15 protein-coding genes are annotated in these 16831 nt (G+C 40.7%); 4 read left to right on the plus strand and 11 right to left on the minus strand.

Going from position 1 to position 16831, the window contains the following annotated elements; genetic code table 11:
• Positions 1-42: 42 nt before the first annotated feature.
• The 3 genes from dapD (at position 43) to BMZ78_RS04255 (ending at position 3215) form a co-directional block, all read left to right on the plus strand.
• Positions 43-753 (plus strand): 2,3,4,5-tetrahydropyridine-2,6-dicarboxylate N-acetyltransferase, encoded by a 711-nt coding sequence (gene dapD / locus BMZ78_RS04245; protein ID WP_093228238.1) that lies wholly within the window; start codon positions 43-45, stop codon positions 751-753.
• Between the two features lie 92 nt (positions 754-845).
• Positions 846-2066: an aspartate aminotransferase family protein gene (locus BMZ78_RS04250; protein WP_093228239.1), complete on the plus strand. Its 1221-nt coding sequence runs from the start codon at positions 846-848 to the stop codon at positions 2064-2066.
• A complete protein-coding gene (locus BMZ78_RS04255) occupies positions 2067-3215 on the plus strand; it encodes an N-acetyldiaminopimelate deacetylase (RefSeq protein ID WP_093228241.1) in 1149 nt (382 codons plus the stop codon).
• 49 nt (positions 3216-3264) lie between these two features.
• On the opposite strand, the gene BMZ78_RS04260 is transcribed toward BMZ78_RS04255, so the two are convergent.
• Positions 3265-4002 (minus strand): 3-deoxy-manno-octulosonate cytidylyltransferase, encoded by a 738-nt coding sequence (locus tag BMZ78_RS04260; RefSeq protein ID WP_093228242.1) that lies wholly within the window; start codon positions 4000-4002, stop codon positions 3265-3267.
• Between the two features lie 395 nt (positions 4003-4397).
• Positions 4398-5156: a hypothetical protein gene (locus BMZ78_RS04265; protein ID WP_093228244.1), complete on the minus strand. Its 759-nt coding sequence runs from the start codon at positions 5154-5156 to the stop codon at positions 4398-4400.
• 444 nt (positions 5157-5600) lie between these two features.
• On the opposite strand from BMZ78_RS04265, the gene BMZ78_RS04270 reads away from it, so the two are divergent.
• Positions 5601-6449: a glycerophosphodiester phosphodiesterase gene (locus BMZ78_RS04270; RefSeq protein ID WP_245739727.1), complete on the plus strand. Its 849-nt coding sequence runs from the start codon at positions 5601-5603 to the stop codon at positions 6447-6449.
• 72 nt (positions 6450-6521) lie between these two features.
• Here the strand turns inward: BMZ78_RS04270 and sufB are convergent, their stop codons facing one another.
• The 9 genes from sufB to BMZ78_RS04315 form a co-directional block, all read right to left on the minus strand.
• Complete coding sequence (sufB, locus tag BMZ78_RS04275; RefSeq protein ID WP_093228245.1) at positions 6522-7946, minus strand: Fe-S cluster assembly protein SufB; 1425 nt, start codon at positions 7944-7946, stop codon at positions 6522-6524.
• 30 nt (positions 7947-7976) lie between these two features.
• A complete protein-coding gene (gene sufU / locus BMZ78_RS04280) occupies positions 7977-8411 on the minus strand; it encodes a Fe-S cluster assembly sulfur transfer protein SufU (RefSeq protein WP_093228246.1) in 435 nt (144 codons plus the stop codon).
• A complete protein-coding gene (locus BMZ78_RS04285; RefSeq protein ID WP_093228247.1) occupies positions 8398-9618 on the minus strand; it encodes a cysteine desulfurase in 1221 nt (406 codons plus the stop codon). The genes sufU and BMZ78_RS04285 overlap by 14 nt, the downstream gene beginning before the upstream one ends.
• Positions 9615-10910: a Fe-S cluster assembly protein SufD gene (sufD, locus tag BMZ78_RS04290; protein ID WP_093228249.1), complete on the minus strand. Its 1296-nt coding sequence runs from the start codon at positions 10908-10910 to the stop codon at positions 9615-9617. The genes BMZ78_RS04285 and sufD overlap by 4 nt, the downstream gene beginning before the upstream one ends.
• 15 nt (positions 10911-10925) lie before the next feature.
• Complete coding sequence (gene sufC, locus BMZ78_RS04295; protein WP_093228251.1) at positions 10926-11711, minus strand: Fe-S cluster assembly ATPase SufC; 786 nt, start codon at positions 11709-11711, stop codon at positions 10926-10928.
• A gap of 953 nt (positions 11712-12664) precedes the next feature.
• A complete protein-coding gene (locus tag BMZ78_RS04300) occupies positions 12665-12871 on the minus strand; it encodes a hypothetical protein (protein WP_093228252.1) in 207 nt (68 codons plus the stop codon).
• 659 nt (positions 12872-13530) lie between these two features.
• Entirely contained in the window at positions 13531-14331 is an 801-nt protein-coding gene (locus BMZ78_RS04305) for a CPBP family intramembrane glutamic endopeptidase (RefSeq protein WP_093228254.1), read from the minus strand.
• A 262-nt stretch (positions 14332-14593) separates the two neighbouring features.
• The gene (locus BMZ78_RS04310) at positions 14594-15466 is read right to left on the minus strand and encodes a hypothetical protein (RefSeq protein WP_093228256.1); all 873 of its coding nucleotides are present in this window, start codon (positions 15464-15466) and stop codon (positions 14594-14596) included.
• Positions 15466-16803: an SWIM zinc finger family protein gene (locus tag BMZ78_RS04315; protein WP_139203258.1), complete on the minus strand. Its 1338-nt coding sequence runs from the start codon at positions 16801-16803 to the stop codon at positions 15466-15468. The genes BMZ78_RS04310 and BMZ78_RS04315 overlap by 1 nt, the downstream gene beginning before the upstream one ends.
• Positions 16804-16831: the final 28 nt, after the last annotated feature.

Genomic DNA, 16831 nt, shown 5'->3' on the forward strand with positions numbered 1-16831 from the left:
GATATACTTTGAACAGGAAGACGAGGGAAAGGATGAACCACCATGAAGTTGATGGATGCAAATCAAATTATTGAATTTATACAAAAAAGCGAAAAGAAAACCCCTGTGAAAGTACATATCAAAGGAAAGCTTGATGAGATCAAATTTGCGCCTGAAATCCAAACCTTTATCTCTGGGAATGCAGGCGTTATCTTTGGAGACTGGAAAGTAATCCAACCCGTTTTGGAAGCAAATAAAGAAAAAATTGAAGATATGGTTATTGAAAATGACCGTCGGAATTCTGCGATTCCTCTCCTTGACATGAAAAACATTCATGCACGGATCGAACCTGGTGCCATTATCCGTGAAAATGTCGAAATCGGAAAAAATGCGGTGATCATGATGGGAGCCGTTATCAATATTGGTGCCGTTATTGGTGACGGAACCATGGTTGACATGAATGCAGTTATTGGTGGACGCGGAACCATCGGCAAAAATTGTCATATCGGTGCGGGTGCAGTAATTGCTGGCGTCATTGAGCCTCCATCCGCTACTCCGGTTATCATTGAAGATGATGTCGTCATTGGTGCCAATGCTGTCATCCTTGAAGGAGTTCGTGTTGGTAAAGGTTCTGTAGTTGCCGCAGGTGCTGTTGTGATTGAAGACGTGCCTCCAAATGTAGTAGTGGCTGGTACTCCGGCACGGATCATTAAACAAATCGATGAGAAAACTCGCTCCAAAACAGAAATCAAACAAGAGCTTCGCCAACTGTAATGTTGGAATAGCCCTAAGAGGTTTTCTGGTCTGTTGGTATCACCAATATGATAGCCCTACGGGGCTTTCTTTTTATATAAGGAGGAAGATGGATGACTCAGTGGCAAATATTGGATCAAACCTATATCATGTCAACAGTCAAACGCTTGCCCATTGCGATTGATCGTGCTGAAGGCAACTATTTATATGACACAGAAGGAAATAAATATTTGGATTTATTTACGGGACTCGCTGTCAATACACTCGGACATTTACATCCACGAATCATGAAAGCACTAGAAGAACAAAGTCATCGCTTTTTGCACATTTCCAATCTCTTTTTAAACCCGCCAGCGATCCAATTGGCCAAACGACTGGTTGAACACACCTTGTCCGGTGGAAAAGTATTCTTCTCCAACTCAGGAGCTGAAGCAACCGAAGCTGCCATCAAATTGATTGATAGATGGACGACGCGAGAGCAAAACGGAAAAAGCGGCATCGTCGTACTGAAAAATAGCTTCCATGGCCGTACCTTGGGTGCATTGCGCTTAACCCGTCAGCCCAGTGTTTATCAAGATTTCCCAACCCTCTCGTTTCCAATCTATGAAATCAAAGCAAATGATATCGATGACTTGGAAGAAGTTTGCCAAAGACATCAACCTGCTGCCGTTCTTGTCGAACCTGTTTTGGGAGCCGGAGGCGTAATCACACTTACCGAAGAGTTTTTAACCGCAATCCGTCGCATTTGTGATGAACATCAAATGATTTTCGCTGTAGACGAAATCCAAACCGGTATCGGACGTACAGGAAAACTGTTTGCTTACCAGCACTTTAACTTCCAACCAGACCTGATCCTCTTTGCCAAAGGAATTGGTGGCGGTCTCCCACTTGGTGGAATCATTGCCGGTCCAAATCTGGCAGATGTGTTCCAACCTGGTGACCACGGAACCACATTTGCCCCTTCTCCTCTAAGCGCAGCTTTGGGAAATGCGGTACTCGACGTCTTATTGGAAGAAGGACAGCTGGAACGCGGTCGCCAAGCTGCTGAGAAACTATGGAGCCAGTTACAGGCCCTGCAAGAGAAATATCCACAAGTCTTTGCATATATCGATGGCAAAGGCATGATGCTGGGAATTCGCACTCATCTAAGCGCTGAGGAAGTGAAGCAACTCCAATTAAACCTGTTAAAACAAGGTATTCTGGTCAATGTGACGGCAAAAACGGTCATACGTTTATTGCCACCTCTCACACTCAATGATGAAGACATTCAATTTTTTATTAAGACCCTCGAAAACTATATTACCGATCATCTCTCAGTAAAGGAGGGGAAATGAATGTCGTCATTGGCTATTGAGCCTTTTATTCAGCTCAGACGCGAGTTGCATCAAATTCCAGAACCTGGTTTTGCTGAATACAAAACACAACAAACCATTCTTTCTTATCTAGCCACTTTACCCTCAAAGCGTTTGCAAATTCAAACCTGGAAAACGGGTATTTTAGTCAAAATTCTTGGAAGCAGGCCAAGCAAATGTATAGGTTATCGTACCGACATGGATGGTTTACCCATCCAGGAAGAAACAACTTATTCCTTCCGTTCCAAACATGAAGGCTATATGCATGCGTGTGGCCATGACATGCATATGGCCATCGCTTTGGGTATATTAACCTACTTTGTTCATCATCCGATCGCAGATGATCTTCTCTTTGTCTTTGAACCGGCAGAAGAAGGACCTGGTGGAGCGCTTCCGATGCTAAAAAGTAAAGAATTTCAAGCCTGGAAGCCAGACATGATCTGCGCTTTACACATCGCACCCGAATATCCTGTTGGTACCATTGCCACACGGCCAGGCATTTTATTCGCCAATACCTCCGAATTATTTATTGACTTGGCAGGCATTAGCGGTCATGCTGCCAGACCTCACCTGGCCAATGACATGGCGATTGCCGCATCGGAGCTCGTCCTGCAGCTACAAAGCATTATCTCACGCAATATTGATCCACTCGACTCAGCGATTATCACCATTGGTAAAATGGATGTAGGCACCAAACAAAATATTATTGCGGGGCATGCTCGCCTTGAAGGAACCATCCGTACCCTTTCTTTGGACTCGATGGACAGGATCAAATCCCGGATCAAGGCGATTGTCCACGGAATCGAACAAGGTTTTGACTGTCAGGCTACAATCGATTGGGGCGCCAACTATTGTCAGGTAGACAACGATGAAAAGCTTACCCTGGATTTTATGAATTGGGTTCGAAGCCAGACAGAATATCAACTGGTCGAATGTCGTGAAGCGATGACCGGAGAAGATTTCGGCTATTTCCTGCAGGAAATCCCCGGCTGGATGTTTTGGCTTGGCGTTGAAACTCCCTACGGCCTCCACCATCCCAAAATTGAGCCCAATGAAGGAGCGATTCAAGTCGGAATTGATACAATGGTAAGGTATATGGAGTATTTGACAGGGGCTGGAACTCGTTTGTAGACAAATCACTCACCTGCTGATGAAACAGCAGGTGAGTCCATTACGTCCACTACTTCAAAACATAACCTTTGGCCATGATTTCATTCACTTTTACCAAATCATGGGGAGTATCTACTGACATCGAATCACTTTCTACTTCCACCATTTGTACTGACCATCGATGTTCAATAAACCGCATCAGTTCAATTTCTTCACTTTTTTCAACAGGACCTTGTGGAGTTTGACTAAAAAAGTGAATAGCTGCAGGCGAAAAGGCATAAATCCCCAGTTGCTTAAAATAAATCGGTTGACAGTTTCCTTTAGGATATGGAATCGGAGAGCGCGAATAATAGATTGCTTCTTTCTTATCATTCACAACCACTTTTACAACCGTTGATCTCAAAAGTTCCGACTCATTTTTTATCTTCGTCATTAAATTGGTAACAGAAAGATGAGGATGATGAAAAAAAGGCTTAATGGCTTCTTGAATTTCCTCTGCCGAAACTAACGGTTCATCCCCTTGTATATTGACATACAGATCTGCATCAATACGTTCCGCTGCTTCACAAACCCGGTCTGTACCTGTAGGATGTTTTTCTGAAGTCATCACGACATTCATCCGAAAACGTCTGCATACTTCTTCGATTCTTTGATCATCCGTTGCAATATAAACAGAATCAAAATCTGGCACTTTGATCGCATTTTGATATACCCACCAGATCATTGGCTTACCAGAAATATTGGCGATTGGCTTTCCGGGAAACCGTGTAGACCGATATCTTGCCGGAATAATCCCCACTATTTTCATCTTGATTCTCCTCTCTTCGGACTCTTTCACTCTCTATCTATTTACAAATGCTGTCTGAAAGCCCACGGTTTGAATCGTGGAATGTCCGCCTTATACGCTTTGCTAATGGATAATAATAGATAAAAAATATTTTCCTAATGTATGCCACTCATTCTAAAACTATTCATTCACCCACTCCTCTTTACCACCATCCTTTCATTCGGTTCTGATCCCACAGAAAAACAAAAATAAAAACCCACCTTTTCAGGCAGGTTATCCCTTTTCTCTCTTTTCAAAGAATCCCCTTTAGGAATATTTTATCATCTTATGTGTTTTCTTACTACTTCTAAATTGAAACCGTTTATGCTAACAAACGCCCAATGAGTATCATTTTATTTGTTTAAATTCGTTTTCCTCTACAATCTCTTTTCACTATCATCTATAAACATACGGGTAATCTTTAAAATAGACAATACATATATAATGGTAGAAATAGTAAGTAATTTTGGGTGATTGTCATATTCAAACACCCATAAATAAGCCATCGAAAAAAAACTGACCACCCACATACCATAGATATAAAAACTTCTTTTTAACACTTTCTTGGCATTTTTGTTAAAATAATTAGAAAATTGAAATTCATCTTGGGTACAGCATAATTGTGATAGGCGTGGCTCAATTACATCTCTTAAATATTTAGTTAAAAAGTCATGAACGGTAAAGCTGTATAAAATTTGCAACGTATAATATATCGATAATAGTGGGATTAAAAGGATAATAATGCGATATTCTTCATTAGGGACCGCAAATCCTGCCACCACCCCCATTGTTGCAATTAACTGATTGGATAATGAATCTCTTTGTTCGATACGATTTTTAATTTCATTTCTTATATCTTCTCTTGTTTTTTCCAAGTGGTGAATCTCTTTATCATCACGATCTTGAATAACATGAACATAGCTAATCGGTTGATCCAAGACTTTTTTCTGTTTATCTCTACTCTTTTTACTGTTATTTTCTTTTTTTATTTGTTGTTCTTGCCAGTCCAATTCTTTTTGTCTTTGCTCCAACTCTTTCTCTTTTATTAATAATTCTTTTTCTTTTAGTTCTAACTCCTTCTCTCTAAATGTTAGAATTTTTTCTTTTTCTTCCCATTCCTTTCTATCTGGTTCCACGGTACTCCCTCCCTTGCTGTTATATTCTATTTTTGTAATGAAATTATATTTATAAAATATAAAGATATATTTTAATGATTCCAAAGAATTATTTTATTTCAATAAATAAATACCCATTTCGGATGAACATAATCCTTTCCTCTAACCATTATCTAAAATTCTTTTAACACTTTAAATTGAAAAGGGAATCAAACAATTGATTCCCTTGAAACTGTTGGAAACCCGATATTCTTTTTCCAGTTGAACGACTTAGATTCGTTTTTATGGAGCGAGATTGAAACGAGAAGGAAAAACTGCATATAACGGAAACTACGACACCCAAACAGGAAGTTTATTAAATAAACTCGATTTTTAACAAAAATTAATACCATATGCAATAATTCTTTATATTATATCCAAATTTTTTCTTTATATTGAACTTAACAGCAAGAAAGGAGGAAGCATATGATTAAAAAAATGAGCAAGTTCTTACTGTCCACAGCGCTCATTACTGGCCTGTTTACTTCAGTCTTGTCGAGCCAGGCAAACGCCACACAACCAAGCACCCAGGAAAAGTATCGTGTTGAAACCATTGCTCACCGTGGTGCATCTGGATATGCGCCAGAGAATACAATGTCCGCTTTTCGTAAAGCTGAAGAAATGAAAGCCGATTACTTTGAGCTTGATGTTCAAATGAGTAAAGATGGCCATCTTGTAGTGATCCATGATACAACCGTCAATCGTACAACCAACGGAACAGGCAATGTCAAAGATCTCACATTGACCGAACTAAGACAATTGGATGCTGGAAGTAAGTTTAATCCGACGTTTGCTGGCGAAAAAATTCCTACCTTTGATGAAGTACTGGAAGAATTCCGTGGAAAAATAGGGATCCTCATTGAGCTGAAAGCACCAGAATTATACCCGGGTATCGAAGAAAAAGTAGCTCAAGCACTAAAGAAACACAATATGCATAAACCCAAAAATGAAAAAATTATCGTCCAATCTTTTAACTTTGAGTCCATGAAAAAGTTTCATCAGCTTCTCCCAGAAGTTCCGGTCGGAGTATTAACAAGTGATCCAAACCACCTCTCCGATGCGAAAATCAAAGAATTTGCAACTTATGCGAATTACGTCAATCCAAATCTAAAAATCGTAAACAAACAAGTTGTCGAAAATATTCACGCTCATGGCATGAAAGTGCAATCTTGGACAGTTCGTAGTCGTAGCGCCGTCCAACCTCTTCTGGATGCCAAAGTGGACGGAATAATCACAGACTATCCTGATTATGTACCTCGAAATAAAAGCAACTAACACAACAGGAACGAGGGAAGTGTTACAATAATAAAGCCACCATGTTTGAGGCAACATGGTGGCACTTGTTTGTTAACCGATCGAACCTTCCATCTCAAACTTAATAAGACGGTTCATTTCTACGGCGTATTCCATTGGCAATTCCTTGGTAAATGGTTCAATGAAGCCCATGATGATCATTTGGGTTGCTTCGCTTTCCGACAAACCTCGGCTCATGAGATAAAAGAGTTGGTCTTCACTTACTTTGGATACAGTAGCTTCGTGTTCCAAGGTAATATCATCGTTTTTAATTTCATTGTAAGGAATGGTATCTGAAGTGGACTCATTGTCCAAAATCAGGGTATCGCATTTCACGTTTGCTTTGGAGCCTTGTGAATTGCGGCCAAAGCTGGTCAATCCTCGGTAAGTGACTTTTCCGCCCTGTTTACTGATGGATTTGGAAATGATCGTAGATGTACAGTTTGGTGCAAGAGCAACCACTTTGGCTCCAGCGTCTTGGTGTTGACCTTTACCGGCAACAGCGATGGACAGAATATCGGCTTTTCCGCCTTCCCCTTTCATAATGACAGCTGGATATTTCATGGTCAGCTTACTACCGATATTTCCATCTACCCATTCCATGTGAGCATTACGTTCACACACAGCTCGTTTGGTTACCAGGTTATAAATATTTGGTGCCCAGTTTTGGATCGTGGTATAACGACAACGTGCATTATCCTTTACAACAATCTCAACAACCGCACTGTGCAGTGAGTCTGTGCTGTAGATCGGAGCCGTACATCCCTCTACATAGTGAACAAAGCTTCCTTCATCCGCAATAATCAACGTCCGTTCAAATTGACCCATATTTTCCGAGTTAATCCGGAAATATGCCTGGAGCGGAATTTCACATTTTACCCCTTTTGGTACATAAATAAAGCTTCCTCCACTCCAAACTGCACTGTTGAGTGCGGCAAATTTGTTATCAGATGGTGGAACGACTGTACCGAAGTATTCACGCAGAAGCTCTGGGTATTCTTTCACTGCCGTATCTGTATCACAGAAAATAACCCCTTGTTCTTCCAGTTCTTTCTGCATGTTATGATAAACAACCTCAGATTCATACTGAGCGGATACCCCTGCCAGGAACTTTTGCTCTGCTTCTGGAATACCCAGTTTATCAAATGTTTTCTTGATTTCTTCTGGTACTTCATCCCAAGAACGGCCTTGGCGCTCTGAAGGTTTGACATAATAGGTGATATCATCAAAGTTGAGTTCGTCCAATTTGCCCGGCAAAATCGAGAACCATTTACTATTCATCGAGCTAGGCATTGGCATTTTATAAAATTGCTCAAGCGCTTTAAGGCGAAACTCCAGCATCCAGTCTGGCTCGCCTTTCATGCGCGAAATCTCCTCTACAACCTCACGGGATAAACCACGTTTTGCACGATAGACCGAAACGTCTTTATCACGAAACCCGTACTTGTAATCGGAGAACTCAGGCATTTGGGTAGCCATAATTAACTCCTCCTTTTGCGGGATTACTCCCTACTGACATTGACACTCCCTAATTCCTTTCTCCAATGCTTTCCATGCAAGTGTGGCACACTTAATCCTTGCTGGAAACTTGGAAACACCCGTCAGTGCTTCAATATCCTCCAACGGGAATTTGTCGATATCAACCTCTTCACCTTGCATCATTTTGGAGAACAAATGAACAAGTTCAAGCGCTTGTTCAATCGTGAGTCCTTTGACGGCTTCGGTCATCATGGAAGCCGAAGACAGACTGATCGAACAACCTTCTCCCAAAAACTTGGCTTCTTCAATCACACCGTTTTCTACACGCATTTGTAAAGAAATGCGGTCACCGCAGGTGGGATTATTGAGATCGACCGTGACCGCTCCTTCTTCAATTCGCCCACGATTGCGTGGTCGTTGGTAATGATCCATAATCACACGACGATATAAATCATCTAAAGACATTTCCGAAATACTCCTTTGTTTTTTGTAGACCTTTTACAAGTCGATCAATATCTTCTTCGTCGTTGTAGATATAGAAACTCGCCCGGGCAGTAGCTGTGGCCCCAAGCCATCTCATCAAAGGTTGGCAACAATGATGCCCTGCGCGTACAGCAATGCCTTCTGCATCCAGGACAGTCGCCACGTCATGCGGGTGAACACCATCCACATTGAACGTCACAACGCCCATGCGATTTTCTTTTGGACCGTATATGGTAATCCCTTCAACCTGGCTTAATTTTTCGCAAGCAAGCTTGGTCAAAGCACGATCATGTGCTTCAATTTGATCCATACCAATCGACTCCAGATAGTCGATCGCAGCGCCCAGCCCAATCGCTCCAGCAATAATGGGCGTACCACCTTCAAACTTCCAAGGAAGCTCTTTCCATGTGGAATCATACAGATCCACATGGTCAATCATCTCGCCGCCAAACTCAATGGGCTCCATTTCATCCAACAAGGCTTCCTTTCCATATAATACACCAATCCCTGTTGGCCCGAGCATTTTATGACTCGAAAAAGCGAGGAAATCAACATCCAAATCTTGGACATCCACCTTCATATGCGGCACACTTTGCGCACCATCCACCAGGATCACGCCACCATGCTGATGGACGATTTGAGCAATTTCCTTGATTGGATGCACCGTTCCCAAGACATTGGACACATGTTGAATCGCAACGATTTTTGTATTAGGCGTGATCGTTTCTTTCACTTTAGCCAAATCAAGTGTACCATCCGCTTCCAGGGGGAAATATTTTAATGTCGCTCCCGTGCTTTTTGCTACTTGCTGCCAAGGAATGAGATTGCTATGGTGCTCAGATGGTGTAATAACAATCTCATCTCCTGGTGCCAAACGTGTTCTGGCATAACTGCTGGCAACCAGGTTAATCGCCGTTGTCGTACCCCGGGTAAAAACAATTTCTTTGGTAGAGCGAGCATGAATAAAACGCCGTACTTTTTCCCTCGCTCCTTCGTAAGCATCGGTGGCCTTACTTCCCAATGTATGCACACCACGATGCACATTGGAATTGTAACCTTTATAGTAATCTTCCAGTGCTTCAATCACAGGAATGGGCTTTTGCGAAGTAGCAGCACTATCCAAATAGACTAATGGGTGACCATTGACTTCTTGATGCAGAATCGGAAAGTCCTTTTTGTATGATTTCATGCTCCAAATTTCCCCTCAATCACGTGAATGATATTTTGACGTAAAGATTCAGAAGGAATTTCAGAAATCACTTGATCCAGGAAGCCAAAGATAATCAGTTTTTCAGCCTGTTCTTTTGTAATGCCACGAGACATCAAATAATAAAGTTGGATTGGATCAATCCGACCCACACTTGCAGCATGACCTGCTTTTACATCATTCTCGTCGATCAAGAGAATCGGGTTGGCATCTCCACGAGCTTTTGGATTCAGCATCAGTACCTTGCCTGATTGTTGACCATCCGATTTGCTCGCGCCTTTTTCAATCTTCGTGATACTGTTTAAAATGCTTGAAGCTTCATCTTTCATGACCGAACGAGCTTGAATATCACTGTTGGTATAGGTACCAAAATGATGAATGTTTGAAGTGATATTCGCCCGCATTTTGCCAACACCGAGTGCTACAGCCTTAACGTTCGCTGTACCACCTTGACCATTCAAATAAGAAGTGTTATCCGAAATGATTCGTCCTTCGCTAAGGTCACCAATAATCCATTCCATCTTTCCATCCCGGTCAACCAATGCCCGACGGTAAATCACTTCTACGGCGGATTTACCCATATTGTTGATCGTAGCCACACGCACTTGGGCATTTTGTCTCACAAATACTTCAATGACACTATTGTTTAGGGAAACCAGATCATCACCTACATAGTTTGCAACGAACTCTACACGGCTATTTTCGTCTGCAATAATTAAAATATGTGGATGAATGCCCACATTTTCCCCTGCGGCCCAGAAAAGAGACTGGAATGGGACTTCCACTTCCACATTGCGTGGTACATACAGGAACACACCACCTGTCCACAATGCGGCGTTTAGCGCAGCCAAGCGATGCTCCTCTTTTTTCACTGCCTGGGTCAAATATTTTTTGACCAAGTCACCATGCTCTCTACTCGCCGTCGTTAGGTCAGTAAAAATGATCCCTTTTTGCGCTAACTCGTCAGCCAGCTGTTTAAATACAACACTGGAGTTTTTCTGTACTAAGAGATTGCCACTTTTTTCATCAAACAGATAACTCTTCACATGATCAGGTAATTGATCGATTTGCACTGGGCTTTCTTCCGTATAAGGCTTAAAGTTGGTAAAATTCCAACCACTGATGTTTGTTTGCTCTACTTTTGGCAAGGGTAATTGGGTTGCAAGCTCCAACGCTTCCAAACGATCCGCAAGAAGCCAGTCGGGTTCTTTCAGACTTTGGGAGAGTTGCGTAATAACCTGTTGATCAAATGGATAGGTTGTTTCTACACTCATCTTATCTACCTCACCTTATGCCGTTGGATTCGCTGCTTCGTCTTCAATACCCAACTCTTCTTTCACCCAATCATACCCTTCAGCTTCCAAACGCTCTGCCAATTCAGGTCCACCGGATTTCACAATACGACCTTGCATAAAGACGTGAACAAAATCTGGTTTGATGTAATTCAGGAGACGTTGATAGTGTGTAATAATGAGGCAACCAAATTCAGGACTGCGCATGGAATTGACACCTTTGGCAACGACTTTCAATGCGTCGATATCCAGTCCAGAATCAATCTCGTCCAAAATGGCAATCCGTGGTTGAAGCATTAACATTTGCAGAATCTCGTTCCGTTTTTTCTCTCCACCCGAGAACCCTTCATTGAGATATCGAGTAGCAAATGACTCATCCATCTCCAACAATTCCATCTTTTTATCCAGTTCACGAATAAACTTCATCAAGGAGATCTCGTTTCCTTCGCCACGTTTCGCATTAATGGCACTACGCAGGAAATCGGAGTTGGTAACCCCACTGATCTCACTTGGATACTGCATAGCCAAAAATAAACCGGCACGCGCTCTTTCATCTACTGCCATTTCCAGAAGATCTTGATCATCAAGGGTAACGGTACCGCTTGTCACTTCATATTTTGGATGTCCCATCAACGCTGAAGCCAACGTACTTTTACCCGTTCCGTTTGGCCCCATGATCGCGTGAATTTCTCCACCTTTTACTTCCAGGTTAACGCCTTTCAAGATCTCTTTTCCTTCAACAGCTACATGTAGATCTTTAATCGTTAGCTTTGGTACTGACATAAATTCATTCCTCCATCATGTATACATCATTTATCTTCAAACCGAAGATGCCAAGACATCACCGGGAATGTTTGGATCAGAACCCTCGGTTTGCAGGGTGAGTCAATAGATGATAAATGAATCACAAACTCACCTTATTTAAAGTGATTATCATGTGATTCTCATTCTATTTTATCTTACTCAAATGGGTATAGCAAGTAAAAGTCTTCTTGTCGTTTGTAGTATGACCTGTTTCATGGTTTAGATAAAAGGTTTTGTTGTTCAGTTTTTTCATACTTTTATGATAAAAATGGAATATTGTCCATGTTTTCCTATCCCATGCACTATAACATATCGCAAGCAGCTTCTCAACATCTATTCAGAAAGATCATTTTTTCATATACCAATTCAACTGATCTCTGCTTATTGACATAGTTTCCGTTATAGGCCGGGTTTGTCAACGGACCCTCATGTTGCCAAGCAACATCATCAGAAGGATGAAAAAAGGTAACGGAGGAAGAAACCCATCCCGAAGAGTGAAAGAAACGTATCCATATTTTCAGGATATAGCCTCTTTCTTGATCTCTTTATGATAAAATGAAATCAAATTATTAAAAGGAGAGGGGCATGCATGTTTGACAAAAGCGCTGATTTCCCCTTGATCCGCTTATGAACCCCCAGCCTATCCGCTGTATTGAATGTTACAAACAACGGCCAGGTGGTCGCTGTAACTACTGTCCCTTGCACAAAAAAAACCGTCATCTTTATCGTCCGATCGGTGCTGGATGGTATCTGCCCATTTCCAAAAACGAAGAAAAACAACCAAATTCAGACAAAGAAATCAAATAAAGCATCCCTTTCCTATATGGAAAAGGATGCTCAGACTGAAGAATAGCTCTAACCTTTGTTTTGCAAGGTGTAAAATTTTTTCGATTTCATCTATTTTTAAAGAATAAACTAAAAAACCAATAGGATCAACTTTGTAACCTTCTAGTGACTTTTATTAAGGAGGAAGCAATCTCTCTCGCTTTTTGATCCAGTTCGTAATAGGTTGTTTTTTCGCATTCTTCCCCATTATTCAAAAAGATATAAGCGACTTTATGTGGTTGTTGATTTGCCCGCATTTGAAGTAAAGAGACCAGAGATGTATTTTCATTTTCTAAAGGAAATGTTACTTTCACAGTGAACCCTTTCCTTTCTAATGAGGAATAACATTTTAATTATGACTATCCTTACTATATTGACAATATAATTTAAATCTAAATTCTAGATTAACATTATATGAATATTACTTAATAGTAATTATAAAATCATATTAAATATAAAAAATGTACTAATTTATTGATAATAATTATATTTTAATAATATATGAATAAAATTGATTTGTCTATATAATTATGTAAAAATTGAAGTTATAGATTAAAGAAGCTCTCTAGGAGATAAATATCTGAGAGCAGAATGTATTATCGGACTGAATAAAGCAATCGATATCCTTTCTGTCTTCCAAAAGGATGTGTATTTCTGAAGCCAAACCGTTTCTTCTCTGAAACTTGGACCCGGAAATGCTGATTATACTTATGAATTTATAAAACAAAACGAGTAAGGCCGATCTATAGACCTTACTCGTGGGGCTGTTGACTGAGAAGGGAGATTCCCTTCCATTATTGATTTACTCTTTTCAGTTTACAGAAATCCGTTTTTCTACACATTGTATCATATATCTTATGAAGCGAAAATTATGACATCTTCCGTCGATACCTCCTACCCTCAGTACATTACGAGATGATAAAGAAAGTCAGTTTCATCAAATTTTTGTGTAATCAAGAATCAATATCATTGTTTAATCTATCTTCTTCCTACCATATAAATAAATCCCCCATATACTCAACAATGAAAGAACAATACTGATGACACTGCCTTCTACTCCAAAAGCTCCACCTGAAATCAAGGGATGACCCACTTTCTTAATATGAAACAAAGAAGGGACTTCCAAGCCCGATACTTCAAAACCAAAGATGGGCCCTTGAAAAAAGTTCCATGTCAGGTGCAGGCCAATCGGCATCCATAAACCACCTGATACCTGACGCAGCATGGCAAATAAAACCCCTGCAAAAAACAGTTCCAGCATTGGAATCACATTTGACCAAACATTCGCATTAAAACTGTGCAGCAAAGCAAAAACCACTGCTGAAACGATCACCGCAACTTTTTTGGGAGCGTATAAGTATTTGACCAGTCCAAACAAGTAACCGCGTGCAAAAATTTCTTCTGCCAAAGCAACAAGGAAAAAGAGAAACAACCAGTAAACGATCGCCCTGCCAATCTCCGGATTCCACTCTATACCTGTAATTTCAACGCCCCCCAAGATCACAATGAGTCCAAAGGCAATTGCCATCAGGATAATTCCAAATAAAGCACCCATAAGAAAAAGAAGAAAACATTTCGGTTGTTTAAGACCCAGTGTCCATCCTTTTTGCTTTTCAAACCCATAGTAAAAGATCAATACGGATACGATCATGGCTATTTCCTGGATGACAAAAAGATCCATGTTCGGTACAAAAAATATTGGAACAACGGCTAAAAATAGAAACAAACCATAAAGCCCTATCGTTTTGAGGACCATTTCCAGAGCTTTTTGCATTCTACACCTCGCCCATTTTCATTGTTGTTCATCTGGCCAGCCAGATATTTATCCAATTTTTACACAGAACTGTTTCTTTTGTCTATGATGAATTGTGTGTTCATTTACCAAATCATATGATGGAAGCCGATGTTTGAGTCTTGGTGCGTTCCTTTTTAAAGAAATCCGTTACATCCGCTTCAGTCTCACGGTAAAGGGGGACGTGCAAAACTCGTGATCACTCCGGACTGTTTGCACGCTTCTCCCCGACACGTACTCCGCTTCACCCTTTTGGTTGTAGCGGCTTTTCTTTATTCAATTGAAAGGCTTCCACCGCTTCCGCTGTCCAAACACGCTCAAATAAATGTAACACCCTTGCTGAAAACAGATCAGGTTGATCCACAATAAACAGCGGCAAGTGATGGAGGGAAAGATAATAGTAAAAGCAATATCCTTCCAGTTTTTGTGCATGCTGTACATTTTGCTGTGCAATCGGATGATTCTGACAGAATTCATTTGTAAACAGGTCTTCCGCGATTTTATCCAAATAAAAATATCCATTTGCGGTATCCCATAACATCTTGCGTTTCTCATTCCATTTCACATGTAATATGCTGTTCTCCGGATGATGAACCAATTGTGCCTGAAACACGGGAAGCCACAGATTTTCTTGAAGGGCAATCGACCGTTTAAATCGAATCGCTTCGACATGGAATACTTCTTTCAATACATCGCTTTGTAATGTGCCTTCAAAAGCGGTCGCATCGATCAAAATCTGCTCTTTCTCATCATCTTTTTCATCCCAAAGTAAACACATTACCGCTTTTTCATCATTCCATGTCATGACTGACAATGGCAACAGTAACCATTTAGAAGCAACCCTTTTTTCTTTTTGTCTACTTCCTTCACGCTCGAAAGCAAACCATTCCCATTTCAACCATTCCAATTGTCTAAGCAGAAGAAACAGATGTGTCAGTCGGGCTTTCTCATCCACTTCAGCGATCTGCTGAATATTGAATGCAAGCTGAGGAAAACCTGCCTCAGCAAATTCTTTCGCAATGTGAGTCAGCTCTTTCAGATCCTGATGAGTGTGCTGAAAACCAGAAGATACGAAAAACTGCAGTTGCTCTTCTAACTGCTTGATTTTTTCAATCATTACCAATACCCCTTAGACAGTTTAATGATTGGCAACTGATGCAAATCATTGAGATCACTTGGTGTCTTCATTGATACGATTGAGATCACATACAATTGAAATTCACTGGTTACTCTCAATAAAAGGAAATCAGGTTGAAAGACTTTGGCATACGTTTTTAAACGGTAGTTAGACATTAGAGGATAAATCTGGCCATTTTCATCCACCAGATAAATCTGATGGTCTTTTTCTATGACTCTTTTGGGTTGAAATAATACATAATGGTCTGGATGTGGAAAAAGATAAGCATCATTGGCTTGAACCTGCCTGACAATTTGATCAAGAGAAGTAAGGGCAAAGCGAGAAAGACTTTCTACATCCTGGTCGGTTAATCCTCGAACGGTAAAGCTTTCCAGTTTGATTCGCCTTGGTTCCCTTCCTGGGTAAAGGTAGGCTTCATTCACTTCTATCATCTGATGATAAGAAGTTTTAGGCGAAACAGACTTTACTTTCAGTGGTGTAATCTGTTTTTCTGTAAAGAGACTTCCCTGTTCCAAATCGATAAAAATACTTGTTTCCACTTTAAAGCCAGATTTTAATTTTTGCACTTCATATCCCAGTTCTAGCAAAATTAAACGCTCTACTTTTTCCAGTTCGGTTTTACGCCATGTTTTACCCACAAGCTCGTCCAACATGGCTTTATCTGTCAATTCCCCATTTAAATGCTTACGTATGGCTGCTACCGTAAACCAGCAATCACCAAGCAGTTGGATAATCCTTCTCGCATTTCGATCCGTTTGCAATTCTTCTTTTAATTCAGTGAGTAAATGACCCAATCGCCGTAATTTATAGGACTTGACAAATTCAGACAGCTCTGAAAAGGTAGCAATGGTTTGTTCACTAACCATGTCAAATCCTTGGTGAGTAATCTCCATGATCAGCTTTTCCACCAAATCGAGGCCTTCTGCCATCAATTGTTCTTTTTCTTTTTTGGTTTTCTTCTTTTTCTTCGTTTTAAACTGTTCCTTGCGCTCTTCCAGTTGTTGATCATCGATCAATGCGAAAGAATCAGGTTCCTGGATCCAGGCGATTAAGGCGGCAACCACATGTTTACAGTATTTATTCCGACGATAAGCGGGACAGGTACAGTGTGTTTCCAGCTTCTTTTCCTGAAAGCGGATGCTGACCTGATAATTTTTGGAACCAGTCACCTTCGCAAAAATGGCCGAAGAAGTGTGAGTCCTTGCTTGCACTTCGCCTTTGGTAAAATATTTCTCACCATTTTTAAAGCTTTTCGCATCCGTCCATTCTTTTACTTGCTCGATCGTTAATTCTTTCATCAAAGAGGGTGTTTCCAAACTTTCTTCATCCTTTCTGACACAAAGC

Source organism: Thermoflavimicrobium dichotomicum (assembly GCF_900114055.1).
Lineage (GTDB): Bacteria > Bacillota > Bacilli > Thermoactinomycetales > Thermoactinomycetaceae > Thermoflavimicrobium > Thermoflavimicrobium dichotomicum.